Raw genomic sequence first — 23,564 nt, 5'->3', positions numbered from 1 at the left:
CCTATACCCGTGAGTGGGACTCATGTTGTATTTCTCCGGGGGCTCGACCCCCCGTACCCCGCGAGCCTTCCGGACCCCGCGCGGGCGCGCCGCCCGGCGTGCCGCTGCTCTCCTGGTCGTTCCGCTGCTGGCCGTCTCGGCGGCGGCCTGCGGGAGTGACGACAGCTCCTCCGACTCCAAGGGCAGCCCGCCGGCGGTGAGCGGATCCTGGGGGAAGAAGCCCAAGATCGACAAGGGGGAGGGCGATCCGCCCTCCGACCTGAAGACCAAGGTGCTCAAGAGCGGCGACGGGCAGAAGGTGCGCAAGGGCGACGCCGTCAGCGCGCACTACGTGGGCCAGCTGTGGAACGGCGACGAGTTCGACAGCAGTTGGAAGCGGAAGATGCCCGCCACCTTCCAGATCGGCACCGGCAAGGTCATCAAGGGCTGGGACGAGGCGCTGGTCGGCAAGAAGACCGGCAGCCGCGTCGAGATCGTCGCCCCGCCGGACAAGGCGTACGGCAAGAAGGGTCAGCCGCCGACGATCCCCGGCGACTCCACGCTGGTCTTCGTCGTCGACCTGGAGAAGATCGCGCCCAGCGAGATCGACGGCAAGCCGGTGGACAAGCCGCAGAACCCGCAGCTTCCCGAGGTGAGCACCAAGGTCGAGAAGAACAAGGCCCCCTCGATCAAGATGCCCGAGGGCAAGGACTCGGCTCCGGACAAGCTGGTGAGCGAGACCATCGTGCAGGGCAGCGGCAAGGAGGTCGGTGCGGACAGCACGATCCTGACCCACTTCACGGCCAAGGCGTGGAAGGGCGGCAAGCAGCTGGACGACACCTGGGCGCAGAACGGTGCGCCGCAGGAGATCCCCGTCGCCCAGATCCCGGGCTGGAAGGAAGGGCTCAAGGGCGTCAAGGCGGGCAGCCGCGTGGTGATCTCGGTGCCGCAGGACGCGTTCCCCAAGGAGCAGCGCAAGCAGTTCAAGGACGGGGTCGTCTTCTCGGTGGACGTGCTCGACGTGAAGTGACCGGGTCCGTGGCAGACTGGCGCGGTTGTCCCGCAGATACGTTCGTAGGAGCAATTTCGTGAGCATCGACAAGCCCGAGGTCGACTTCCCCGAGGGCGAGCCGCCCTCCGACCTGGAGATCCAGGACCTGTGGGAGGGCGACGGCCCCGAGGCCAAGGCCGGGGACAACGTCTCCGTGCACTACGTGGGCGTCTCCTTCTCCACCGGTGAGGAGTTCGACGCGAGCTGGAACCGCGGCAAGCCGCTCCAGTTCCAGCTCGGTGCCGGCCAGGTCATCGACGGCTGGGACAAGGGCGTCCAGGGCATGAAGGTCGGCGGCCGCCGCCGGCTGACCATCCCCGCGCATCTCGCCTACGGCGAGCGCGGCGCGGGCGGCGGACGGATCAAGCCGGGCGAGACGCTGATCTTCGTCTGCGACCTCGTGTCGGTCTGACGACGTCCGGTACATCAGCCGGGAGCCCCGTCGGCCGCGGGGCTCCCGGCTTTTGCCTCGCGCCGCGCCGGCGGTACGGTCGAGGGTCCAGAACAGCATCAGAGAGGCACGAGGGAACCCATGGCGATTGCCAAGGCCGAGCGGCTGATGAATCTGGCGCTGTGCCTGCTGGGGGCCCGCCGCCCACTCACCAAGCGTGAGCTGCGCGCGTCGATCGAGGCCTACGTCGAGGCCTTCGGCTCGGGCTCGGCGTCCGGTCCCGGGGACGGGTCCACCGGGACCGAGGAGTCCTTCAGCCGGATGTTCGAGCGCGACAAGGACGATCTGCGCGAGCTGGGTCTGGTCATCGACACCGTCGACAATCTCGACGGGGAGACCGGCTATGTCGCCCGCCGGGACAGCAACCGGCTGCCGCCCATCATCCTGGACGCCGCCGAGGCCACCGCGCTCGGTCTCGCCGCCCGGGTCTGGCAGCAGGCCCGGCTCGCCGCCGCGGCCAGCGGGGCCTTGCAGAAGCTGCACGCCGCCGGCGGGATGCCGCCCGGCGCACTGCCCGAGCAGGGCGGGGAGCGGCAGCCCAGCACCCTGGAGCCGCACATTCCCGCGCGGGAGGCCGCGTTCGAGCCGCTGATGCTGGCGTGCCGGGACCGCCGCCCCGTCGTCTTCGACTACCGCAAGTCCAACGCGGCCCGCTCAGAGAAGCGCCAGGTCGAGCCCTGGACCCTGGAGTGCTGGCGCGGGCACTGGTATCTGGCCGGCTGGGACCGGGAGCGGCAGGCCGAGCGGGTCTTCCGGCTCTCGCGGATCACCGGCCCGGTCCGCTCCCGGACCGGGGCCTTCACCGCTGCGGTACCCGATCAGGTGACGGTGCGCGAGACCGTCGAGCGCTGGGCGGGGGAGGGCGCCACCAGTACCGCCCGGGTCAGGCTACGCACCGGGGCGGGCTATCCGCTGCGCTCCCGCGCCCTGCACACCCGGGAACTCGGCGACGGCTGGGACGAGTTGGAGATCCCGTACGGGCACGGGCTGGATGCCTGGCTGGTGGAGTTCGGACCGGACGTGGTCGTGCTGGAGCCCGCCGAGCTGCGCGCGGACGTGATCGACCGGCTGCGCGCCGTGGCGCAGGGCTGAGGGAGGAGCGGAACATGGCGGCCAACGCCATCGATCAGACCCGCAGGATGCTCTCGCTGGTCACCTATCTCAGGGACCGGCCCGGCGCCCGGGTCGAGGAGGTGGCCCGCGCCTTCGGGATCTCCGACGACGAGCTGATCTCCGACCTGAACGTGCTGCCCATGTGCGGCACCAGCTTCCGCGGCGGCGATCTGCTGGAGATCGACACCGACGGGGAGCGCATCTGGTGGCGCAACTCCGAGGCGCTGGGCAGCGACACGGCGCAGCCGCTCCGGCTCGCCGCCGACGAGGCGACGGCACTGCTGGTCGCGGCCCGCGCCGTGGCCACGCTGCCGGGCCTGCGGGAGAGCGACCGGGAGGCGCTGCAGCGGGCCACCGCCAAGCTGGAGACGGCGGCGGGGGAGAGCGCGGGCGCCAGCTCGCGGCTCTCGGTCACCTTCGAGTCGGAAGGCGGCGTCTTCGCCGACGTGGACCGGGCCATCGCCGAGCGCCGCCGGCTGTGGATCCGGTACTACTCGCCGGCCCGGGACGAGCTGACCGAGCGCGAGGTGGACCCGATCCGGCTGTTCGCCGTGGGTCACACCTATGTCGAGGCGTGGTGCCGGCTCTCCGAGGCGCGGCGCACCTTCCGGCTGGACCGGGTCGCCGAGATCAAGCTGCTGGACGAGCGCTCGGACCCGCCACCGATAGAGCCGCGGGACCTGAGCGCCGGTCTGGTGCAGCCCGCGGCCACCGATCCGGAGGTCGTGGTGGAGGTCGGTCCCGGTGGGCGCTGGGTCGCGGAGTACTACCCGCACGACTCTGCCGAGGAGCTGGCCGACGGTGGCCTGCGCATCACGCTGCGCACCCCCGATCCCGCCTCGCTGCGGCGCCTGGCGCTCCGCCTGGGTGCGGACGGCCGGATCACGGCCCCGGAGGAGCTCGCCCGCAGCGCACGGGAGGCGGCGCGCGAGGCCCTCGCTGCCTACGGGGAGGCCTACGGGGCCGCCGCGACGGCCGCCGCGGCGCCGGGAGTGCCGGGCTGAGCGGGTGGCACCGGGGGCACTAGGCTGGCCGCATGCTCTGGCCGATGTTCTTCCTGGCGCTCGCCTTCTGCGGGATCGCCGTGCTCGGGGTGCTCGCCGTACGGGTGGGGCTGGAGGTGCGGCGCTTCTCCCGGGCTGTCGGCGACAGCTCCGAGCGGATCACGCGGGCGGCGGAGAGTCTGGAGCGGGCGGCGGTGCCGCTGGCCGCGCGCACCGGCCGGGAGGCGGGGGCCGGTCGCGCCTCCGGCCGCACACAGGGGCAGAACGAGACATAGCCGACGTACGGCCCCTCTCCGGCTCCGGATCCGGGAGCGGTAGGCTGCCAGGTGCCGCGTCGACGAGCGCCGGAGTACGCAAGCGGGCGGATGCACGGGGATTGCCTGGCGTTCACTCCGCAGGGTTACGATCGATGTCGGCACGTCCGCACGATGCAGCCAGTCCGATTCATCCGGCAGGCACGGAACACGCCGCCCCGGCGAGAAGGTAGTGGCACATGATCGCAGGTTTGAGGCCCATGGAGATCGTCCTGATCCTCCTTGTCATCCTGCTGCTGTTCGGCGCCAAGAAGCTCCCGGACATGGCCCGTTCGCTCGGCAAGTCGGCCCGGATCCTCAAGAGCGAAGCCAAGCAGATGAAGAAGGAAGGCTCCTCCGACGGCGAGGCGGACAAGTCCGGGGAGGCGCAGCAGTCGCCCCCGCGGACGATCCAGGCCGCTCCCGGCGACGTCGCGACCTCGCGCCCCGTCGCCGAACCGGCGGACCAGCCCAAGCAGAGCTGAGCAGCCCGGCCGCACCACCGGCCGTGTCCGCCGTCCGCTCCGTGGCACCGCGGCGCGGTCCGGCAGGCCGTAACCGACACTTCGAGACCGAGGACGAGGGTTGCTCAAGTCCGCCCGGAACCAGGGTAAGCAGCAGAAGGACCCCGAGGGGCGGATGCCTCTGGCGGACCATCTGCGGGAGCTGCGCAACCGTCTGATGAAGTCGGTGCTGGCCATCCTCGTGGTCACCATCGTGGCGATGGTGTATTACAAGCAGATCGCAGATTTCCTCATGAATCCGGTGCGGGACTCGGTCGGCTGCACCAAGGGTTTCGGCGAGACCGCCGCGGAAGGCGAGACCTGCGCCGAGATCACCATCAACGGCCTGATCGCGCCCTTCACGATCATGCTGAAGGTGGCGCTGACCGCGGGTGTCGTCGTCGCCTCCCCGGTCTGGCTCTACCAGCTGTGGGGCTTCCTCGCTCCCGGCCTGCACCGCCACGAGAAGCGCTACGCGCGCTCCTTCGTGGCCGCCGGTGTCCCGCTCTTCCTCGCGGGCGCCTGCCTGGCCTACGTCCTGCTGCCCAAGGCCGCCAAGACGCTGCTGGACTTCTCCCCGGAGAACACGGGCAACCTCATCCCACTGGACGACTTCCTCGACATCGTCACCCGGCTGGTCATCGTCTTCGGCCTCGCCTTCGAGCTGCCGCTGCTGCTCGTGCTGCTCAACTTCGGCGGGGTACTGACCGGCAAGCGGCTGCTGGGCTGGTGGCGGGGGATGGTCGTGGGCATCACCGTCTTCGCGGCGGTCGCCACCCCGACCGGTGACCCGCTGACGATGTGCGCGCTGGCGGCCCCCATCGTGCTGCTGTACTTCAGCGCCGTGGGCATCAGCCTCTTCAACGACCGCCGCCGCAGCCGCCGCAACCCCGACGCCGGGCTCGACGACGAGGAGGCGGCCCCGCTGGACCTGACGCCTGAGGCCATCGGCACCGCCGAGGGGCTGCCCGGACCGCGTCACGACGGCGAGGACCGCCGGGACGGCGGGGGGCGCGCGCCCGGCGGCTTCGACGACGCCACCTGAGCGAGCCCGCCGCCCGAGGCCCCGGCCCATCCCGCGCCCCGGCCGCACCCCCGGACGGCCCGCGGCGCGGGTCCCGGCCGGGGAGTGCCCACCTCGCTGACCACGGGATTCGCTGCGCGGGCCGGTAAAGATCGTGAGTCTGTCGGAGTCGGCCGGTAGGCTCGTAGACACGATGACCGAGGATCTGTCCCCCGCGGAGCGGTACGCGGCGGCACGCAAGCGTGCCGCCGACCAGGCCACCGCTCTCGCGCCCTTCCGTGACCTGTACGACTTCGCTCTGGATCCCTTCCAGATCGAGGCGTGCCAAGCCCTCGAAGCGGGAAAGGGTGTGCTGGTCGCAGCGCCGACCGGCTCCGGCAAGACCATCGTGGGCGAGTTCGCCGTCCACCTGGCCCTCACCCAGGGCCGCAAATGCTTCTACACGACCCCCATCAAGGCGCTGTCGAACCAGAAGTTCAACGACCTGGTCAAGCGGTACGGAGCCGCCAAGGTCGGACTCCTGACCGGTGACAACAGCGTCAACTCCGAGGCCCCGATCGTCGTGATGACGACCGAGGTGCTGCGGAACATGCTCTACGCGGGCTCGAAGTCCCTGCTGGGCCTGGGCTACGTGGTCATGGACGAGGTGCACTACCTCTCGGACCGCTTCCGGGGCGCCGTCTGGGAAGAGGTGATCATCCACCTTCCCGAGTCGGTCACCCTGGTCTCGCTCTCGGCCACCGTCTCCAACGCGGAGGAGTTCGGCGACTGGCTGGACACCGTCCGCGGTGACACCCAGGTGATCGTCTCCGAGGAGCGCCCGGTGCCGCTGTGGCAGCACGTGCTGGCCGGCCGCCGGATGTACGACCTGTTCGAGGAGTCCGGCGACAAGCGCGAGGTCAACCCCGACCTGATGCGGATGGCCCGGATGGAGAACAGCCGGGTGGGAGGCGGCCGCGACCGGCGCCGGGGCGGCCGCCCGCAGCGGGAGGCCGACCGCGAGCGGGAGCGCCGACAGCGCGCCCGGATCTGGACACCGGGCCGGCCCGAGGTGATCGACCGGCTGGACTCGGAAGGGCTGCTCCCGGCCATCACCTTCATCTTCAGCCGGGCGGGGTGCGAGGCCGCCGTCCAGCAGTGCCTCTACTCGGGTCTGCGGCTGAACGACAACGCGGCACGCGGCCGGGTCCGGGAGATCGTCGAGGAGCGCACCGCCGACATCCCGGACAAGGATCTGCACGTCCTGGGCTACTTCGAGTGGCTGGAGGGCTTGGAGCGGGGCATCGCGGCGCACCATGCGGGCATGCTGCCCACCTTCAAGGAGGTGGTCGAGGAGCTGTTCGTGCGCGGCCTGGTCAAGGCCGTCTTCGCCACCGAGACACTCGCCCTGGGCATCAACATGCCGGCCCGCTCGGTGGTGCTGGAGAAGCTGGTCAAGTGGAACGGCGAGCAGCACGCCGACATCACCCCCGGTGAGTTCACCCAGCTCACCGGGCGTGCGGGACGGCGCGGCATCGACATCGAGGGGCACGCGGTGGTGCTGTGGCAGCGCGGTATGGACCCCGCCGCGCTGGCGGGGCTGGCCGGTGCGCGCACCTATCCGCTGCGCTCGTCGTTCAAGCCGTCGTACAACATGGCCGTCAATCTCGTCGCGCAGTTCGGCAGGCACCGTTCGCGCGAGCTGCTGGAGACCTCCTTCGCGCAGTTCCAGGCCGACCGCTCGGTGGTCGGCATCTCCCGGCAGGTGCAGAAGAACGAGGAGGGCATGGCGGGCTACCGCGCCTCCATGACCTGCCATCTGGGGGACTTCGAGGAGTACGCGCGGCTGCGCCGGGAGCTGAAGGACCGCGAGACGGAGCTGGCCAAGCAGGGTGCCAACCAGCGCCGGGCGCAGGCCGCAGCGGCTCTGGAGAAGCTCAGGCCGGGCGACGTCATCCATGTGCCCACCGGGAAGTACGCGGGGCTGGCGCTGGTGCTGGACGCCGGGGTGAGCGGCGGCCGCGGCTCGGGCGCGCGCAGGGGATACGACGGGAGCACCGGCCAGGAGGGGCCGCGGCCGCTCGTCCTGACGGCACAGCGGCAGGTCAAACGGCTCGGCCCGATCGACTTCCCGGTGCCCGTCGAGCCGCTGGAGCGGATGCGCATCCCCAAGTCCTTCAACGCGCGCAGCCCGCAGTCCCGCCGGGATCTGGCCTCCGCGCTGCGCGGCAAGGCGGGCCACCACGTGCCCGAGCGGCATCGCAAGCAGCGCTCGGCCGCCGCCGACGACCCGGAGATCGAGCGGCTGCGCACGGAGATCCGCCGGCACCCCTGCCACGGCTGCGACGAGCGCGAGGACCACGCCCGGTGGGCCGAGCGCTACACCCGGCTGCGCCGCGACACCCGCCAGCTGGAGCGCCGCATCGAGGGCCGTACGAACACCATCGCCCGCACCTTCGACCGGGTGTACGCGCTGCTCTCCGAGCTCGGCTACCTCTCCGGTGACCAGGTCACCGAGGACGGCCGGGTGCTGGCCCGGCTCTACGGCGAACTCGACCTGCTCGCCTCGGAGTGCCTGCGCGAGGGCGTGTGGGAGGGGCTGCCCCCCGCCGAGCTGGCCGCCTGTGTCTCCGCGCTGGTGTTCGAGGCCCGCAGCAATGACGACGCGCTGCCTCCCAAGCTCCCCGGCGGCCGGGCCCGTGCCGCGCTGGGGGAGATGGTGCGGATCTGGGGGCGGCTGGACGCGCTCGAGGAGGAGCACCGGATCACCGCCACCGAGGGAGTCGGCCAACGCGAGCCCGACCTGGGCTTCGCCTGGGCGGCCTTCCGCTGGGCGGACGGCTACGGACTCGACGACGTGCTGCGCGAGGCCGACATGCCCGCCGGTGACTTCGTGCGCTGGTGCAAGCAGGTCATCGACGTCCTCGGCCAGTTGGCCGCCGCGGCGCCGGACGGCGGCACGGTGCCCCGGAACGCGCGCAGGGCGATCGAGGGCATGCTGCGCGGCGTGGTCGCGTACACCAGCGTGCGCTGACGGCTGGCGGCTGGCGGCTGGCGGCTGGCCGCTGGCCGCTCGCTGCGAGTCCGGACCCCGGGACCGGCTGGCTGCGCTGCTCGCGGACACACGGGAGTGCCCTTCCCAGGGGTGCCGCGCTGTCGCTGGGCGCCCCGGAGCAGGCCGTGCCGCCGCGGAGCGCCGCCCGGGTCCGGCCGTTCCGCCGAACCACGCCCGGACGAGGCGGTGTTGACGGCCGGGCCCGGGGGCGGGATGTTCAGGCGTGCGTCAACCGGCGGGCACCGGGCGGCCGCACGGGCCCGGCAGGCTCCGTCCGGCGCGCGTGTCCGCGCGCTTCCCGTACTCGACAGGGGGCCCAGTGCGTACGAGCAGCACCCGATCCCGAGCCGGATCCGCGATCCGCCGCTGGATCTGCGCCATGACCGCGGTGGCCGCCTTCGCGGCGCTCACCTCCACCTCCGCCGCGGCCCAGCCGGACGGTGCCGCCGGGCGGGGCGGCCACCGTGATCCGGCCGGCGACCTGCGGCTGACCCAGCTCCAGGCCATGGCCACGCACAACAGCTATCACCGCGAGACGACCTCGCTCGCCGAGCAGAACCTGATGTCCCGCTACGACCCCAACTGGCAGAACCTGCTCTACAGTCACTCCTCGCTGCCCGAGCAGTTCGCCCGGCAGCGTGCCCGCGGCATCGAACTCGACGTCTTCCCCGACCCCGAGGGCGGTCTCTACGCCGATCCGCTGCTGCGCAAGCGGGCCGGACTGCCGCCGCTCGATGACCCGGACCTGCGCAAGCCAGGTTTCAAGGTGCTGCACTGGGCGGACTTCGACTACCGCTCGACCTGCGTCACCCTGCGCGGCTGCCTGCGCCAGGTCAAACAGTGGTCCGAGCGCCGTCCCGGTCATGTCGCGGTGCCGATCCTGCTGGAGCTGAAGCAGACCGATCCGCGGCTGGAGGAGCAGGGCGGGGCCGAGAGTCCGCCCTGGGACTCGGCGATGCTCGACGCGCTGGACGAGGAGATCCGGTCCGTCTTCCCCGACGAGGCGACGCTGACGCCGGACGACATCCGGCGCCCCGGGCGCACGCTGGAGCAGTCGGTGCTCCGGCACGGTTGGCCCAAGGTGCGTGACACCCGGGGGCAGGTCATGTTCTTCATGGACAACGACGGCCGGGAGATCCAGGACGCCTACCGGGCCGGGGGCCGCGAGAGCCTGCAGGGGCGGGTGCTGTTCACCGACTCCGAGCCGGGCCGGCCCGACGCCGCCTTCATGAAGGTGAATGACCCCACCGGCGAGGGCAAGGCCGTCATCCGAGACCTGGTGCGGCGCGGGTTCTACGTGCGGACCCGCTCGGACGTGCCGCTGGAGCAGGCGGGCAGCGGCAGCACCGGGATGCTGCGCGACGCCCTCTCGTCGGGAGCGCAGATGGTGAGCACCGACTTCCCGGTCCCTGGTCTGGCCGCCCGGTACGGGTCCGACTACGTGGCCGAGTTGCCGGGGCCGCGGGATCGGGCCGTGCGGTGCAATCCCGTGTCGGGGCCGCGGCACTGCCCCAGGGGGCCGCTGGAGCCGCGCTGATGGCCCCCGCCCGCGGGCGGCTCCGCCGTGCGGCTGGCGGCGGGGCGTCACGCGGGCGGGGCCGTCCTCATGCGGCGGGGCGCTGCTCCTGCTCGGCCTCGACGCGGGCGTTCCACTCCTTCTTCGACGCCTGCCAGTTGTCCTCGTCGGCGCCGAGCCGCCAGTAGCCGGAGATGGAGAGCTGCTCGCGTGCGACGCCCCGCTCCAGCCGCAGATGGCCGCGGAGTTCCTTGACGAAGCCGGCCTCCCCGTGGACGAACGCCTGCACCTGGCCCGGTGGGAACTCCAGGGCGCGGACGGCCGCGACGAGCCGTTCGCCCACGGGAGCCGAGCCCCGGTGCAGCCAGTGCACCTCGGCGCCGGGCGGTGCCTCCAGCGGCTGCTCCTCCTGGACTGCGGCGACCTCGATGAGGGCTCTGACCGGGACACCGGACGGCATCCGGGCGAGGGCGGCAGCGATGGCGGGCAGCGCGCTCTCGTCGCCGGCCAGCAGATGCCAGTCGGCCTCCGGCGCGGGCGCGTAGGCGCCGCCGGGTCCCAGGAAGCGGATCTCGTCGCCGGCGGCGGCGGAGGCGGCCCAGGGGCCGGCCAGTCCCTCGTCGCCGTGCACGACGAAGTCGACGGTCATCTCCCGCGCGGCCGGGTCCCAGGCGCGCACGGTGTAGGTGCGCGTCGCGGGCCACTGGGAGCGCGGCAGTTCGGCGCGGATCTGCGCGATGTCGAAGGGCTCCGGGTAGTGCACGCCGGGGACCGGGAACAGCAGTTTGATGTAGTGGTCGGTGTACTCACCGGCCGGGAAACCCGCAAGGGAGTCGCCGCCGAGCACCACGCGCACCATGTGCGGCGTCAGTCGCTCGGTGCGGACCACGCGCGCGTGGTGGAGCTGCGGCTTCTTGCGGGCTGGACGGGCCGGGCTTTCGGGCACGGGGCCTCCCTGGACACAGAGCAACTTAGGTATACCTAAGCTAACAGATCGGCCTCCGGGGCGGATCAGTCCGCCAGGACCTCCAGCAGCCGCCGCAGCGAGCCGCCCAGTCCCCAGCGCTCGGCCAGTTGTTCCAGCAGCTCCGGATCGCGCGGGCCGCGCGGCAGGGTGAGGTCGGTGTCCGGGAGGGCGACATTCCGCGCCACCCGCACCACGGTGGGCGCGACGTCCAGATAGTCGGCGGCCTCCTGGAACTTGGTGCGCTGGGCGGGGGTGAGCCGGGAGACCGGGTCGGCCGCCGCGGCGCGGATGCCCGCCAGGTCGCCGTACTCGGCCAGCAGTTTGGCGGCCGTCTTCTCGCCGACGCCGCGGACCCCGGGCAGTCCGTCGCTGGGGTCGCCGCGCAGCACTGCCAGGTCGGCGTACCCCCTTCCGTCGACCCCGTACTTGGCGCGCAGGGCCGCGTCGTCGTAGGCGTCCAGGCTGCCGACGCCCTTGACGGGGTAGAGCACCCGCACGGCGTGCGCGTCGTCGACGAGCTGGAAGAGGTCGCGGTCGCCGGTGACGACGTCGACGGGGCCGGTGGCGCGGGTGGCGAGGGTGCCGATCACGTCATCCGCCTCGTACTCCGCGGCGCCGAGCCGGGCCACTCCGATCGCGTCCAGCACCTGCTCGATCACCGGCACCTGCGGGCCCAGCGTGTCGGGGGTCTCCTCCTCGTCCGGCCCGCCCGGGGCCTCCTCGGCGACGCGGTGCGCCTTGTAGGAGGGGATCAGCTCCACCCGCCACGCGGGGCGCCAGTCGGCGTCCATGCAGGCGGCCAGTGCGGCGGGGCGGTGGTCCTGGACGAGTCTGGCGATGAAGTCGAGCAGGCCGCGTACCGCGTTGACGGGGGTTCCGTCCGGTGCGCGGACCGTGTCAGGGACGCCGAAGTACGCGCGGAAGTAGAGCGAGGCGGTGTCCAGGAGCATCAGCCTGCGGCCGTTCGCGGTGTGTCCTGTCCCGGTGTGCGCTGCGTTCGCTGTGGTGGTCACGAGCCGATGATGCCGTACCGGGCCGACAGGTGACGCCCGGTGGTCGGGCGCTGCTCCCGAGTGTCACTCGGGTCGCTTTTCCACCCCTTTGGACGCCGTGGGGAGCGGGAGGCCCGATTCGGGGTCACGCTCATGGAGCAGGACAAGTCCGACAAAAGTTTCATGAGTGATTCATCTTTCTGGTGTGCGTCGGTTGCAGCGATCTACAGCGCTCCATGGCGAGACGGATGGCAGGCCGGGATAACTGTTGTCGCAGTCAAGAGGGTGAATGTGTCCAGACTGAGAGCCGAACACTTGTACAAGGTGTTCGGGAGACAGGCGGATGAGGCCGTGGCCCGGCTGCGCGCCGGCGCGGACCGCGAGGAACTGCGCGCCGAAGGCACGGTCGCCGCGGTGATCGATGCCTCCTTCGAGGTGGCGGAAGGGCAGGTATTCGTCGTCATGGGCCTCTCCGGCTCGGGCAAGTCGACGCTGCTGCGGATGCTCAACGGCCTGCTGGTCCCGACCTCGGGACGGGTCCTGTTCGACGGCGAGGACCTGACCGCGCTCGGCCCGCGCGAACTGCGCGGGCTGCGCTCCCACCGGATCAGCATGGTCTTCCAGCACTTCGCGCTCTTCCCGCACCGCAGCGTGCTGGAGAACGCCGCCTACGGGCTGCGGGTGCAGGGCGTCCCGGGCGAGGAACTCGAACAGCGCGCCACCGAGGCCCTGCACCTGGCCGGGCTCCAGGGCTGGGAGCACTCCTGGCCGGACGAGCTGTCCGGCGGCATGCAGCAGCGCGTCGGGCTCGCCCGCGCGCTGGCCACCGACGCCGACCTGCTGCTCATGGACGAGTCCTTCAGTGCGCTGGACCCGCTGATCCGCCGCGACATGCAGGACCAGCTGCTGCAGCTGCAGCAGTCGCTGCACAAGACCATCGTCTTCATCACCCACGACCTGAACGAGGCCATGCGCGTCGGCGACCGCATCGCGATGATGCGCGACGGCCGGATCGTGCAGATCGGCACCGCGGAGGACATCTTGCTGCGGCCCGCCACCGAGTACGTCGCCTCCTTCACCCAGGACGTGGACCGCTCCCGGGTGCTGACCGCGGGCGCCATCATGCGGGAGGCGGACGGCGGCGGAGCGGCCCCGCCCGACGGCGGTCCGCCGACCGCCGTCGTCCCGACGGTCACGGCCGAGACGCCGCTGGCCGAACTGTTCACCCCGTTCTCCACCAGCGAGCACCCGCTGACCGTCACGGACGGGTCCGGCACCCCCGTGGGTGTCGTCGACCGCGAGCTGCTGCTCGCCGCACTGGCCGAGGAGCCGCGGGTGGAGTCGCCCCCCGCAGAGGAGGACGGGAACGGGGTGAGCGCGGGTGCCTGAATTCCATCCGGGCAACTGGGCCGAGAGCGCGGTCGACTGGCTGCAGACCCATCTGAGCTGGCTGTTCGACGCCATCAACACGGTGCTGACCGGCCTCTACGACGGCATCAACATGATCCTCGGCAGCGTCGAGCCGCTGCTGCTGGCCGGGATCTTCGCCGTCATCGCCTTCTGGCTGCGCGGACTCCTCGCGGGCGTCGTCGCCTTCGCCGGCTTCGTGCTGATCGACTCCTTCGGGCTGTGGGACGACGCGATGTCCACGCTGTCGCTCGTCCTGGCCGCCGCGGTCATCACCATCTTCTTCGCGGTACCGATCGGCATCCTGGCAGCGCGCAAGAAGGCGGTCAGCGCCGCCGTGCGCCCGGTGCTCGACGTGATGCAGACGATGCCCGCCTTCGTCTACCTCATCCCCGGCGTGATCTTCTTCTCCGTCGGCACCACTCCCGGCCTGCTGGCGACGATCATCTTCGCGATGCCGCCGGGCGTCCGGATGACCGAGCTGGGCATCCGGCAGGTCGACAGCGAGCTGGTGGAGGCCGCCGACGCCTTCGGCACCGGCCCCCGGCAGACCCTCACCCGGGTGCAGTTCCCGCTCGCGCTGCCGACCGTCATGGCCGGGATCAACCAGGTCATCATGCTGGCCCTGTCGATGGTCGTCATCGCCGGTCTGGCCGGAGCACCGGGGCTCGGCGAGCGCATCTACGCCGCCGTCACCCAGGTCCAGATCGGCCTCGGCGTCGAGGCCGGCATCGCCGTCGTCATCCTCGCCATCTACCTGGACCGGATGACCGGCGCCCTGAGCATGCGCGTCTCGCCGCTCGGCCGCCGCGCGGCGGCCCGGACCGCCGCCATGATGGGCCGGATGCGGTTCGTCCGCTACCGGCCGAGCACGCTCGCCGCGCTCGCGGGCCTCCTGGCACTGGCGCTGGCGGCGGGCGGGCTGAGCCTGGCCGAGTCCGGCTCCTCCGCGCCGTCCGCCGGTGGCACCGATGTGGGCAAGGGCAAGCAGCTGAAGATGGGATACATCCCGTGGGACGAGGCCATCGCCACCTCGTATCTGTGGAAGGAGGCGCTGGAGCAGCGCGGCTACCGTCCCCAGCTCAAGCAGCTCGACCCGGGCCCGCTCTACACCTCCCTCGCGCAGGGCGAGACCGACTTCCAGACGGACGCCTGGCTGCCCACCACGCACCAGCAGTACTGGGACAAGTACGGCTCCGAGCTGGAGAAGCTGGGCTCCTGGTACGGCCCCACCTCGCTGGAGCTGACCGTGCCCTCCTACGTCAAGGGGGTGCGGTCCCTGGCGGATCTCAAGGGGCGCGGCAAGGAGTTCGACGGGAAGATCATCGGGATCGAGTCCAGCGCGGGTGAGATGAAGATCCTCCAGGACAAGGTCCTCAAGGCGTACGGCCTGGAGGGCGAGTACAAGGTGGTCTCCTCCGGCACCTCCTCGATGCTGGCCGAGCTGAAGCGCTCCATCCAGCAGAAGCAGCCGGTCGTCGTCACGCTCTGGTCCCCGCACTGGGCGTACGCCAAATACGACCTGACCAAGCTCAAGGATCCCAAGGGCGCCTTCGGCAAGGGGGAGAAGCTCTACAACGTCGCCCGCAAGGGCTTCGCCCAGGACGACCCGGTCGTGGCCCGCTGGCTGAAGAACTTCCATCTGACGGAGCAGCAGCTCACCTCGCTGGAGACTGCCATCCAGGACGCCTCCAAGGGCCGGGAGCAGCAGGCCGCCGCCAAGTGGCTGAACGCCCACCCGGGGTTCCTGGACAAGATGGTGCCGGTGCCCGGCGGTGCGAAGAAGCGGGGCAAGGACGCGGGGAAGTCGGTCAGCATGGCCTACTTCCCCTGGGACGAGGCGGTCGCGACCACCTACCTGTGGGAGAACATCCTGGAGGACCGCGGCTACCAGCCGAAGGTCGAGCAGCTCGACCCCGGTCCGCTGTTCACCGCCATGGCGCAGGGCCGGATCGACTTCCAGACGGACGCCTGGCTGCCCACGACCCACGAGCAGTACTGGCGCAAGTACCGGGACAGACTCACCGACGTCGGCTCCTGGTACGGTCCCACCTCGCTGGAGCTGTCCGTGCCCTCCTATGTCAAGGGCGTCGACTCGCTGGCGGATCTCAAGGGGCGCGGCAAGGAGTTCGACGGGAAGATCATCGGGATCGAGTCCAGCGCGGGTGAGATGAAGATCCTCCAGGACAAGGTCCTCAAGGCGTACGGCCTGGAGGGCGAGTACAAGGTGGTCTCCTCCAGCACCTCCTCCATGCTCTCGGCCGTGGACCGCGCCGTGGCGCGGAAGAAGCCGGTGCTGGCCACCACCTGGACGCCGCACTGGGTCTACAGCACATATCCGATGAAGAAACTCAAGGACCCCAAGGGCGCCTGGGGCAAGGGCGACCACATCCACGTCACCGCGCGGAAGGGGTTCAAGGAGGACTTCCCCGAGCTGTACGGCTGGCTGAAGGACTTCACGATGTCCGAGCAGGACCTCGGCTCCCTGGAGGCGGCCGTCCAGAAGGGCGGCAAGGGCAAGGGCAAGGAGAAGAAGTCCGCCCGCAAGTGGCTGGACGCCCACCCGGGCCTGGAGGACGAGCTGGCGCCCGTCGGCTGAGGGCGCCTGCTGCGGGGCGCCGCTGGTGCAGTTCCGGTTCCGGGCGCCCGGCGTCCGGGCGCGCAGGACCGCCGGCGTGCGGCCGCCGGCCCGCCGGGGCCGCGGGCCGGGCCCCAGGGGGTGGGGCCGTCCGGAGCGGCGGCATAGGGTGCTGCACATGCCGTGCCGGTCCGTTGTCTCGCTCGTGCCGTCCCTCACCGAGGCGGTGGCGGCCACCGCGCCCGAACTCCTGGTCGGGGCCACCGACTGGTGCTCGCACCCCGGGGACCTCGCCGTCACCAGGGTGCGCGGCACCAAGAACCCGGACGTCCCGGCCATCGCGGGGCTGGCTCCGGACCTGGTGCTCGCCAACGAGGAGGAGAACCGGCCCGCGGATCTGCGGGCCCTGCGGGAAGCCGGGCTGCGGGTCCTGGTGACCGAGGTGCGGACGCTGGAGCAGGGCTTCGCGGAACTGCACCGGGTGCTCACCCAGGGCTGCGGGCTCTCCCGCCCGGCCTGGCTCGACGAGGCCGAGGAGGCCTGGACCCGGGCGCGGGCCGAGTTCGACGTCCGCGCGGTCGTACCGGTGTGGCGCAAGCCGTGGATGGTGCTGGGCCGGGACACCTTCGCCGGTGATCTGCTGGCCCACCTCGGGGTGCGCAACCGCTACGCCGGGCACGCGGAGCGCTATCCGCGGGTGCCGCTCGCGGAGCTGTCCGCGCCGGGGCGTGCCGAGGTGGTCGTCCTGCCGGACGAGCCCTACCGGTTCACCGCCGAGGACGGGCCCGAGGCGTTTCCGGGGACACCGGCCGCGCTGTGCAGCGGCCGCCACCTCACCTGGTACGGGCCGTCGCTGGTGCGGGCGCCGCAGGTGCTCGGTGCGGCGCTGCGAGCAGCGCTCCGCTGATCAGTCCGCGCACCGTCCCGGCGGCGGCGGCCGCCCAGGCGGCCACCAGCAGTGCGTAGAGGCCCACCGCCAGCCAGCCGAACGCGGCCGCTCCGGTGTGCCGCCACACCGCCGCGGCCCCCGTGACACAGGTGCCGACCGGGAAGGTGAACGCCCACCAGGTCAGCGAGAAGGCCATGCCCCGGCGTGCCGCGCGCGCCACCAGCGCCGACGACAGCGCGAGCCACAGCAGTGCGAAGCCGAGCACCGGCACGCCGTAGAGCACCGACAGCGCCCCGAACGTGCCCGGCTGCGCGTCCGCGAGGTTGCCGAGCGCGGTCGCCGACTGCCCCAGCGGCCCGAGCACCAGGAACAGCGAGGGCGTCAGCGCCGCCGGCAGCGGGCCGTGGTGCAGCAGCCGGGAGAGGATCAGCGGCAGGAACAGCAGCGTCGCCAGCAGGCTCGTTCCGAAGAGCGCGAAGGAGCCCAGCAGCAGGGTCTGCCGCCCCGGGCCCGCGGGCAGGTGTGCGGCCAGCGGCGGGCCGAGCGCGGCGGAGACCATCGGGGCCACCACCGGCAGCAGCCAGGCCGGGGCGGCGCTGCCCTGCTCGACCCGGTGCCGGGTGATCATCAGATAGGGCACGGTCACCGTGGTGGCCAGCCCGACCGCCGTCCCGGACGTCCACAGCGCCGCGTCGAGACGGGCGGCCCCGGGGACGTCCAGTGCCAGCGCGCCGCCGCCGACCGCCAGCAGCGCCATCGCCAGGCAGCCGTAGAACGGGGCGATCGCGGGGTCGAGCAGGTGGGCGCGGGCCCGGTCGCGGTGGCGCAGCCAGTGCGCTCCGCGGAACGCCAGCAGTACCGCCAGCGCTGCCGCGGCCAGTGCCCAGACACCGTCCAGCAGGGCGCGTGGCGGATGCAGCGGCAGCACGGTCCCGGCGGTGGCCACGATGGCGGTCCCCATCACCGCCGCGTACCAGTTCGGCCCCAGGGCGCGCAGCCGCGGTCCGGGCGGGTGCTCGGCCGCTGCCGGCGGTGCGGAGCCTGGGGAGTCGGTCTCGGCGGTGGCGTGCGCGGATGCGGTCATGCGGCCACGCTCCTCCGGAGCAGGGGCGGGCAGAAGGGGCCATGCCCCTATGGGGACATAAGCTGGCCCTATGGCTGAGAGGGAGGGTGTGTCCGGCGGTCTGGCCCGCCGGGTCCCGGATCTGGGCGCGCTGGAGTTGCTGCTGGCCGTCGCCCGGCTGGGCAGTGTGGGCCGCGCGGCGCGCGAGACGGGGGTCAGCCAGCCGGCCGCCAGCGCCCGGCTGCGCTCCGTGGAGCGGATGCTCGGGGTCACCCTGCTGGAGCGCTCGCCCAGGGGCTCGCGGCTGACCGAGGCCGGTGTGCTGGTCACCGACTGGGCGCGGCGCATCGTGGAGTCCGCCGAGTCCTTCGACGCGGGTGTCGGTGCGCTGCGCGACCGGCGCGATTCCCGGCTCACCGTCGCCGCTTCCATGACGATCGCCGAGTATCTGCTGCCCGGCTGGCTGATCGCGCTGCGCGCCCAGCGGCCGGACACCGCGGTGCGGCTGCGGGCCGGCAACAGCGCGGCCGTGGCCCGCACGGTCCTGGATGCGGAGGCGGACCTGGGCTTCGTGGAGGGACTGGGGGTGCCGCCGGGCCTGGACGGCACCGTCATCGGGCACGACCGGCTGCTGGTCGTCGTGGCGCCAGGGCACCCGTGGACCCGGCGCCGCAAGCCGGTCCCGCTCCGCGAACTGGCCGCCACCGGACTGGTGCTGCGCGAGCCCGGCTCCGGTACCCGGCAGGTCCTGGACGCCGCGCTCGCCGCACACGGCGGGCTCGGCCCGCCGCTGCTGGAGTTGGCCTCCACCACGGCCGTCAAGGCCGCCGCGGTCAGCGGCGCGGGACCGGCCGTGCTCAGCGAGCTGGCGGTGCGGGAGGAGCTGGCCGCGCGGCGGCTGATCGAGGTCGCGGTGGAGGGACCCGGGCTGAGCCGGGCGCTGCGGGCGGTCTGGCCGCGCGGCGCCCGGCCGGCGGGGCCCGCCCGTCAGCTGCTGGCCCTCACCGGTTGAGGCCGGCGGCGGCTGCCGCCGTGGTGAGTGCCGTCATCAGCCGGAGGTCGTCACCGGCCTCCGGGTGCCACTGGACGCCGAGTACGAAGTGGTCGGCGCCGGGGAGTTCGAGGGCCTCGACGGTGCCGTCGTGCAGCGCGTGCGCGGTGCTCACCAGGCCTTCGCCGAGCGTGTCCACCGCCTGGTGGTGGTAGGTCGGCACGGCCACGGCCGCCGCCTCCTCCAGCACCTTGGCGAGCAGTGTGCCGGGGACCGGTGCGATCTCGTGGGGGGCGAAGACCCCGGGGGCGCCGCGATGGGCCGCCGTGGCGGGCAGATGCTGGACGAGGGTGCCGCCCCGGGCGACGTTGAGGAGCTGCATGCCCCGGCAGATCGCCAGCAGCGGCACGCGCCGGGACAGCGCCTCCCGGGTGAGGGCGAGTTCCCAGGCGTCGCGCTCGGAGTATCCGGGGCCGGTGTGCGGATCGCGTGCGGCGCCGTAGCGGGCCGGGTCGACATCCGGACCGCCCGCGGTGACCAGGCCGTCCAGCCGGGAGAGGGTGTCGGCCGCCGCGTCCGGGTCCTCGTCGGGCGGGAGCAGTACGGCGCGGGCTCCGGCGCGCTGCGCCATCCGGTGGTAGGAGGCGGGCAGCAGTGCGGCGGGCAGCTGCCAGTCGCCCCAGCGTGCGACCGGTTCCAGATAGGTCGTGATGCCGATGAGGGGTGGTGCCACGGGGTCTCTCTCCTGTCGGCTGTGTTCTTCGGGGTGTTCCGGCTCCTGACGCCGGGTGCCCCGTACGAGGGCGGGTGCGGACGGGGGCCGCGCCCGCCCGGTGCGCTCCGGCGGTTCGGCCGGAGCGCACCGGAGGGGCGCGACGCGCGGCCCGCGACGGTCAGTCGCGCAGTTCCTCCTCCGCCTCGGCCAGGGCCGCGAACTCCTCCTCGGGTGCCGCCGCCACCAGCCGGTGGCGGGAGTAGAGGGCGAAGTAGCCGACCGCCACCGCGTAGACGGCCAGTGCGATCAATGCTGCCTGCTTGTCGACCAGGAAGGTGGCCACCAGGGCCGCGAGGGCCAGGACCAGGGCGACGGAGGAGGTCAGCACGCCTCCGGGGGTGCGGTAGGGGCGTTCCAGATGGGGCTCGCGCCTGCGCAGCACGATGTGCGAGAGCGACATCAGCGCGTAGGAGATGGTGGCGCCGAAGACGGCGATGTTGAGCATCGTGGCGCCGTCGCCGCTGCTCGCCGCCAGCCCGAAGCCCAGCGCTCCGGGCAGCAGCAGCCCGAGGTAGGGGGCCTTGCGGCGGCTGGTGAGGGAGAGGAAGCGGGGCAGGTAGCCGGCCCTGGAGAGGGCGAAGAGCTGGCGGGAGCCGGCGAAGATGAGGGAGAAGAAGGAGGCCACCAGCCCCGCCAGGCCCGCGTAGTTCACGACGCGGGAGAGTGCCGTGGCCTCGCCGTCCGGTTGCAGGGCCTCCACCAGCGGGTTGCCGACGTCCTGGACGGCGGCCGAGCCGCGGGCCCCGGTCGCGGTCACGAAGGTCAGCAGCGCGAGCAGCAGCAGGATGCCCATCGACCAGGCCATGGCCTTGGGCAGGGTGCGGGCCGGGTCCTTGGTCTCCTCGGCGGCCAGCGGCACGCCTTCCACGCCGAGGAAGAACCACATGCCGAAGGGGAAGGCCGCCCAGATGCCCAGCACGCCGAACGGCAGCCAGGAGCCGGAGCCGAAGGCGCCGTGGTCCACCGGGATGTCGTCGAGCGCGCTGGTGTGGAAGTCGGTGAGGGCGCCGAGGACGAACACCAGCAGCGCGGCGACCGCGACGGCGGTCACGACGAGCGAGAAGCGCAGCGCCTCGCCGACGCCCCACAGGTGGACGCCGATGAACAGGGCGAAGCAGGCGAGGTAGACGGGCCAGCCGGACTCCAGCCCGAACAGGCCCAGGGATTCGATGTAGTCGCCGATGAAGCAGACGATGGCGGCCGGTGCCAGGACGTACTCGATCAGGATGGCCGTGCCGGTCAGGAAGCCGCCCCAGGGGCCCAGGGCGCGCCGTGCGAAGCCGTAGCCGCCGCCCGCAGTGGGCAGGATGGCGGACAGTTCGGCCAGGGCGAAGACCATGCAGGTGTACATCAGCCCCATCAGGACCGCGGCGACGGCCAGGCCGCCGAAGCCGCCCTCGGCCAGGCCGGCGTTCCAGCCGGAGTAGTCACCGGAGACGACGTAGGCGACGCCGAGCCCGGTCAGCAGCAGCGGGCCGGCGCTGCCGCGCCGCAGTGTGCGGCGTTCGAGGTACGCCGCATCCGGGTCGGGCCGCGTCGCCGGGGCGCGGTCCCGGTCGGGGGACTCGGACTGTTGGGTCATGTGCCACACTCCCGCGGTGAGCCATTGGTGTGCTGGCATACCTTTGTGGTCGGAGGGTGTGCAGCGCAACCCCCGTGCGTGAAGGGGCGGTAACCGCACCCGGCACCGCGGGGCACACCGGGCATTCCGCATCCACTCCGCGCCCGCGGTGCCTCAGCTCAGGAACCCCCGCAGCAGCGAGGCCGTCCCCGCGCAGTGCTCGCGGGCGATGGCGCGGGCACCCTCGCCGTCCCCCTCCAGGACGGCGGCGACCAGTGCCGCGTGCTGCTGCTGGGCGTGCTCCAGGTTCCGCACCAGCAGCGGGATGTGGTTGAGCAGCTCGTTCAGCTTGGCCCGCACGGCGGCGTACCGTGCGGTCAGCGACGGGGACCCGGCCAGCTCCACGAGGGTGAGGTGCAGCAGGGTGTCCTGCCGCCGGTAGTCCTGGAGCGCCGCCTCGCGGGTGGCGTCCAGCGCCTCCCGCAGCCGGGCCGCCTCCGCCGCGGACAGGCCGCGGGTGGCGCACACCTCCGCGGCGCCCGCCTCCAGCACCTCGCGGAAGACGAGGGTGTCGGCCAGCTCCGGCGCCCCGGCCGGCAGTCGCACCTCGCCCGGCCCGGCGCCGCTCCCCTCGGCGGCCGGCTGCGGCAGGACGAAGGTGCCGCCGTACCGGCCGCGCCGGCTGGCCACCACGCCCTGCTCGGCGAGCACCTTCAGCACCTCGCGCAGGGTGACGCGGCTGATCCCGAGCCGCTCGGCCAGCTCGCGCTCGGCGGGCAGCCGCTCGCCCTCGGCGACCAGGCCCAGCCGGACGATCTGCAGGATCTGCTCCAGTGCCTCTTCGAACCCGTTGCCCGCGTGTACGGTACGCAGCACCGTGCCGAGTCTGTCGTCCTCCGGCATCGCAGCCTCTTCCTTTCCGGTGACCCTCTTCCGTTTCAAAGGTATGCACGGCTACCTTATGGCTTCCGCGGACCGACAGGAGGCCCACCCGTGGCAGACCGCACACCACCGCTCGCCGTCTCGGAGCTGAGGAGACTCGTCGAGGCGGGCGAGATCGACACCGTCGTCCTGGCCTTCACCGACATGCAAGGCCGCCTCCAGGGAAAGCGGTTCGCCGCCCCCTACTTCCTGGAGCACGTGCTCGACGGCGGCAGCGAGGGCTGCAACTACCTGCTCGCCGTCGACGTCGAGCTGAACACCGTGGACGGCTACGAGATGTCCTCCTGGGAGCGCGGCTACGGGGACTTCGCCATGCACGGCGACACCGGCACGCTGCGCCGCGTCCCCTGGAACCCCGGCACCGCGCTGCTCACCGCCGACCTCGCCTGGCACGACGGCAGCCCCGTCGTCGCCTCGCCCCGGCAGATCCTGCAGCGGCAGCTCGACCGGCTCGCCGAGCGCGGCTGGCAGGCGTATGTGGGCACCGAACTGGAGTTCATGGTCTTCCAGGACACCTACGAACAGGCCTGGGACAGCGCCTACCGGGGTCTGACCCCGGCCAACCAGTACAACGTCGACTACTCCATCCTCGGCACCGGACGCGTCGAGCCGCTGCTGCGCCGCATCCGCAACGAGATGGCGACCGCGGGCATGGTCGTCGAGTCGGCCAAGGGTGAGTGCAATCTGGGCCAGCACGAGATCGCCTTCCGCTACGCGGACGCGCTCACCACCTGCGACCAGCACGTCATCTACAAGACGGGCGCCAAGGAGATCGCCGCCCAGCAGGGCCACGCGCTCACCTTCATGGCCAAGTACGACGAGCGCGAGGGAAACTCCTGCCACATCCACCTCTCACTGCGGGACGCGGACGGACGGCCCGTCCTCGCCGACGCGCAGGGCGAGCACGGCATGTCGCCCCTGATGCGGCACTTCCTGGCCGGACAGCTCGCGGCCCTGCGGGACTTCACGCTGCTGTACGCGCCGAACATCAACTCCTACAAGCGGTTCCAGCCCGGCTCCTTCGCACCCACCGCCGTCGCCTGGGGCCCCGACAACCGCACCTGCGCCCTGCGCGTCATCGGCCACGGCGCGGGGCACCGGCTGGAGAACCGGGTGCCCGGCGGCGACGTCAACCCCTACCTGGCCGTCGCCGGGATGATCGCGGCGGGGCTGCACGGCATCGACAACGCACTGGAGCTCCCGGCCGCCTGCACCGGCAACGCCTACACCGGCGACGCCGCGCATGTGCCCACCACCCTGCGCGAGGCCGCCGAGCTGTGGGAGGGGAGCGCACCGGCGCGGGAGGCGTTCGGCAGCGAAGTGGTCGACCACTACCTCAACATGGCCCGGGTGGAACAGCGGGCCTTCGAGACCGCCGTGACGGATTGGGAGCGCTACCGCTCCTTCGAGCGCATGTGAGGAACCGACCGA

20 protein-coding genes are annotated in these 23,564 nt (G+C 72.3%); 14 read left to right on the top strand and 6 right to left on the bottom strand.

Annotated features, from left to right (window positions below; genetic code table 11):
• The first annotated feature begins 22 nt into the window (after positions 1–22).
• The 9 genes from ACFYMO_RS19745 (at position 23) to ACFYMO_RS19705 (ending at position 9,989) form a co-directional block, all read left to right on the top strand.
• On the top strand, positions 23–1,009 hold the full coding sequence (locus ACFYMO_RS19745; protein WP_388547754.1) for an FKBP-type peptidyl-prolyl cis-trans isomerase: 987 nt from the start codon (positions 23–25) through the stop codon (positions 1,007–1,009).
• 58 nt (positions 1,010–1,067) lie between these two features.
• Positions 1,068–1,442, top strand: coding sequence for an FKBP-type peptidyl-prolyl cis-trans isomerase (locus tag ACFYMO_RS19740; protein ID WP_075000434.1), 375 nt, complete (start codon positions 1,068–1,070; stop codon positions 1,440–1,442).
• Positions 1,443–1,562: 120 nt separating this feature from the next.
• Entirely contained in the window at positions 1,563–2,573 is a 1,011-nt protein-coding gene (locus ACFYMO_RS19735) for a WYL domain-containing protein (protein WP_366774392.1), read from the top strand.
• Positions 2,574–2,587: 14 nt separating this feature from the next.
• Complete coding sequence (locus ACFYMO_RS19730) at positions 2,588–3,598, top strand: WYL domain-containing protein (RefSeq protein WP_366774391.1); 1,011 nt, start codon at positions 2,588–2,590, stop codon at positions 3,596–3,598.
• A gap of 32 nt (positions 3,599–3,630) precedes the next feature.
• Positions 3,631–3,873: a hypothetical protein gene (locus tag ACFYMO_RS19725; protein WP_019356387.1), complete on the top strand. Its 243-nt coding sequence runs from the start codon at positions 3,631–3,633 to the stop codon at positions 3,871–3,873.
• A gap of 218 nt (positions 3,874–4,091) precedes the next feature.
• Positions 4,092–4,376 carry a Sec-independent protein translocase subunit TatA gene (gene tatA / locus ACFYMO_RS19720; protein WP_366774390.1) on the top strand — a complete coding sequence of 95 codons (285 nt, stop codon included), beginning with the start codon at positions 4,092–4,094 and terminating at the stop codon, positions 4,374–4,376.
• 100 nt (positions 4,377–4,476) lie between these two features.
• Complete coding sequence (tatC, locus tag ACFYMO_RS19715; RefSeq protein ID WP_366774389.1) at positions 4,477–5,439, top strand: twin-arginine translocase subunit TatC; 963 nt, start codon at positions 4,477–4,479, stop codon at positions 5,437–5,439.
• A gap of 172 nt (positions 5,440–5,611) precedes the next feature.
• Positions 5,612–8,431 (top strand): DEAD/DEAH box helicase, encoded by a 2,820-nt coding sequence (locus ACFYMO_RS19710; protein ID WP_366774388.1) that lies wholly within the window; start codon positions 5,612–5,614, stop codon positions 8,429–8,431.
• A 400-nt stretch (positions 8,432–8,831) separates the two neighbouring features.
• Positions 8,832–9,989 carry a phosphatidylinositol-specific phospholipase C1-like protein gene (locus ACFYMO_RS19705; RefSeq protein WP_366774387.1) on the top strand — a complete coding sequence of 386 codons (1,158 nt, stop codon included), beginning with the start codon at positions 8,832–8,834 and terminating at the stop codon, positions 9,987–9,989.
• Between the two features lie 67 nt (positions 9,990–10,056).
• Here ACFYMO_RS19705 and ACFYMO_RS19700 read toward each other — a convergent pair whose 3' ends face one another.
• Together ACFYMO_RS19700 and ACFYMO_RS19695 are read right to left on the bottom strand one after the other, a co-directional pair.
• Positions 10,057–10,914, bottom strand: coding sequence for a siderophore-interacting protein (locus ACFYMO_RS19700; RefSeq protein WP_366774386.1), 858 nt, complete (start codon positions 10,912–10,914; stop codon positions 10,057–10,059).
• A 65-nt stretch (positions 10,915–10,979) separates the two neighbouring features.
• The gene (locus ACFYMO_RS19695; protein ID WP_388547751.1) at positions 10,980–11,885 is read right to left on the bottom strand and encodes a 5'-3' exonuclease H3TH domain-containing protein; all 906 of its coding nucleotides are present in this window, start codon (positions 11,883–11,885) and stop codon (positions 10,980–10,982) included.
• A gap of 333 nt (positions 11,886–12,218) precedes the next feature.
• On the opposite strand from ACFYMO_RS19695, the gene ACFYMO_RS19690 reads away from it, so the two are divergent.
• From ACFYMO_RS19690 to ACFYMO_RS19680, 3 genes are all read left to right on the top strand, one after another.
• Positions 12,219–13,316 carry a betaine/proline/choline family ABC transporter ATP-binding protein gene (locus ACFYMO_RS19690; RefSeq protein ID WP_366774385.1) on the top strand — a complete coding sequence of 366 codons (1,098 nt, stop codon included), beginning with the start codon at positions 12,219–12,221 and terminating at the stop codon, positions 13,314–13,316.
• Positions 13,309–15,933, top strand: coding sequence for an ABC transporter permease/substrate binding protein (locus ACFYMO_RS19685; RefSeq protein ID WP_366774384.1), 2,625 nt, complete (start codon positions 13,309–13,311; stop codon positions 15,931–15,933). Before ACFYMO_RS19690 ends, ACFYMO_RS19685 begins: the two co-directional genes overlap by 8 nt.
• A gap of 157 nt (positions 15,934–16,090) precedes the next feature.
• Positions 16,091–16,819: a helical backbone metal receptor gene (locus ACFYMO_RS19680; RefSeq protein WP_366774383.1), complete on the top strand. Its 729-nt coding sequence runs from the start codon at positions 16,091–16,093 to the stop codon at positions 16,817–16,819.
• On the opposite strand, the gene ACFYMO_RS19675 is transcribed toward ACFYMO_RS19680, so the two are convergent.
• Positions 16,746–17,885 carry a C4-dicarboxylate ABC transporter gene (locus ACFYMO_RS19675; protein ID WP_388547674.1) on the bottom strand — a complete coding sequence of 380 codons (1,140 nt, stop codon included), beginning with the start codon at positions 17,883–17,885 and terminating at the stop codon, positions 16,746–16,748. The two genes, ACFYMO_RS19680 and ACFYMO_RS19675, sit on opposite strands and share 74 nt — an antisense overlap.
• 70 nt (positions 17,886–17,955) lie before the next feature.
• Between ACFYMO_RS19675 and ACFYMO_RS19670 the strand changes: the two genes are divergently transcribed.
• Positions 17,956–18,876 (top strand): LysR family transcriptional regulator, encoded by a 921-nt coding sequence (locus tag ACFYMO_RS19670; RefSeq protein ID WP_366774381.1) that lies wholly within the window; start codon positions 17,956–17,958, stop codon positions 18,874–18,876.
• Here ACFYMO_RS19670 and ACFYMO_RS19665 read toward each other — a convergent pair.
• The 3 genes from ACFYMO_RS19665 to ACFYMO_RS19655 form a co-directional block, all read right to left on the bottom strand.
• On the bottom strand, positions 18,866–19,588 hold the full coding sequence (locus ACFYMO_RS19665) for a gamma-glutamyl-gamma-aminobutyrate hydrolase family protein (protein WP_366774380.1): 723 nt from the start codon (positions 19,586–19,588) through the stop codon (positions 18,866–18,868). The two genes, ACFYMO_RS19670 and ACFYMO_RS19665, sit on opposite strands and share 11 nt — an antisense overlap.
• 160 nt (positions 19,589–19,748) lie before the next feature.
• Entirely contained in the window at positions 19,749–21,212 is a 1,464-nt protein-coding gene (gene eat, locus ACFYMO_RS19660) for an ethanolamine permease (RefSeq protein ID WP_366774379.1), read from the bottom strand.
• 153 nt (positions 21,213–21,365) lie between these two features.
• A complete protein-coding gene (locus tag ACFYMO_RS19655; RefSeq protein WP_366774378.1) occupies positions 21,366–22,094 on the bottom strand; it encodes an FCD domain-containing protein in 729 nt (242 codons plus the stop codon).
• A gap of 90 nt (positions 22,095–22,184) precedes the next feature.
• On the opposite strand from ACFYMO_RS19655, the gene ACFYMO_RS19650 reads away from it, so the two are divergent.
• On the top strand, positions 22,185–23,552 hold the full coding sequence (locus tag ACFYMO_RS19650; RefSeq protein ID WP_360302581.1) for a glutamine synthetase family protein: 1,368 nt from the start codon (positions 22,185–22,187) through the stop codon (positions 23,550–23,552).
• The last annotated feature ends 12 nt before the right edge of the window (positions 23,553–23,564 follow it).

This window comes from Streptomyces sp. NPDC007025, from assembly GCF_042869455.1.
Taxonomy (GTDB): Bacteria; Actinomycetota; Actinomycetes; order Streptomycetales; family Streptomycetaceae; genus Streptomyces.
The sequence above is the reverse complement of the archived record's forward strand: the minus strand, read 5'-3'. Positions and strand labels throughout refer to the sequence as shown.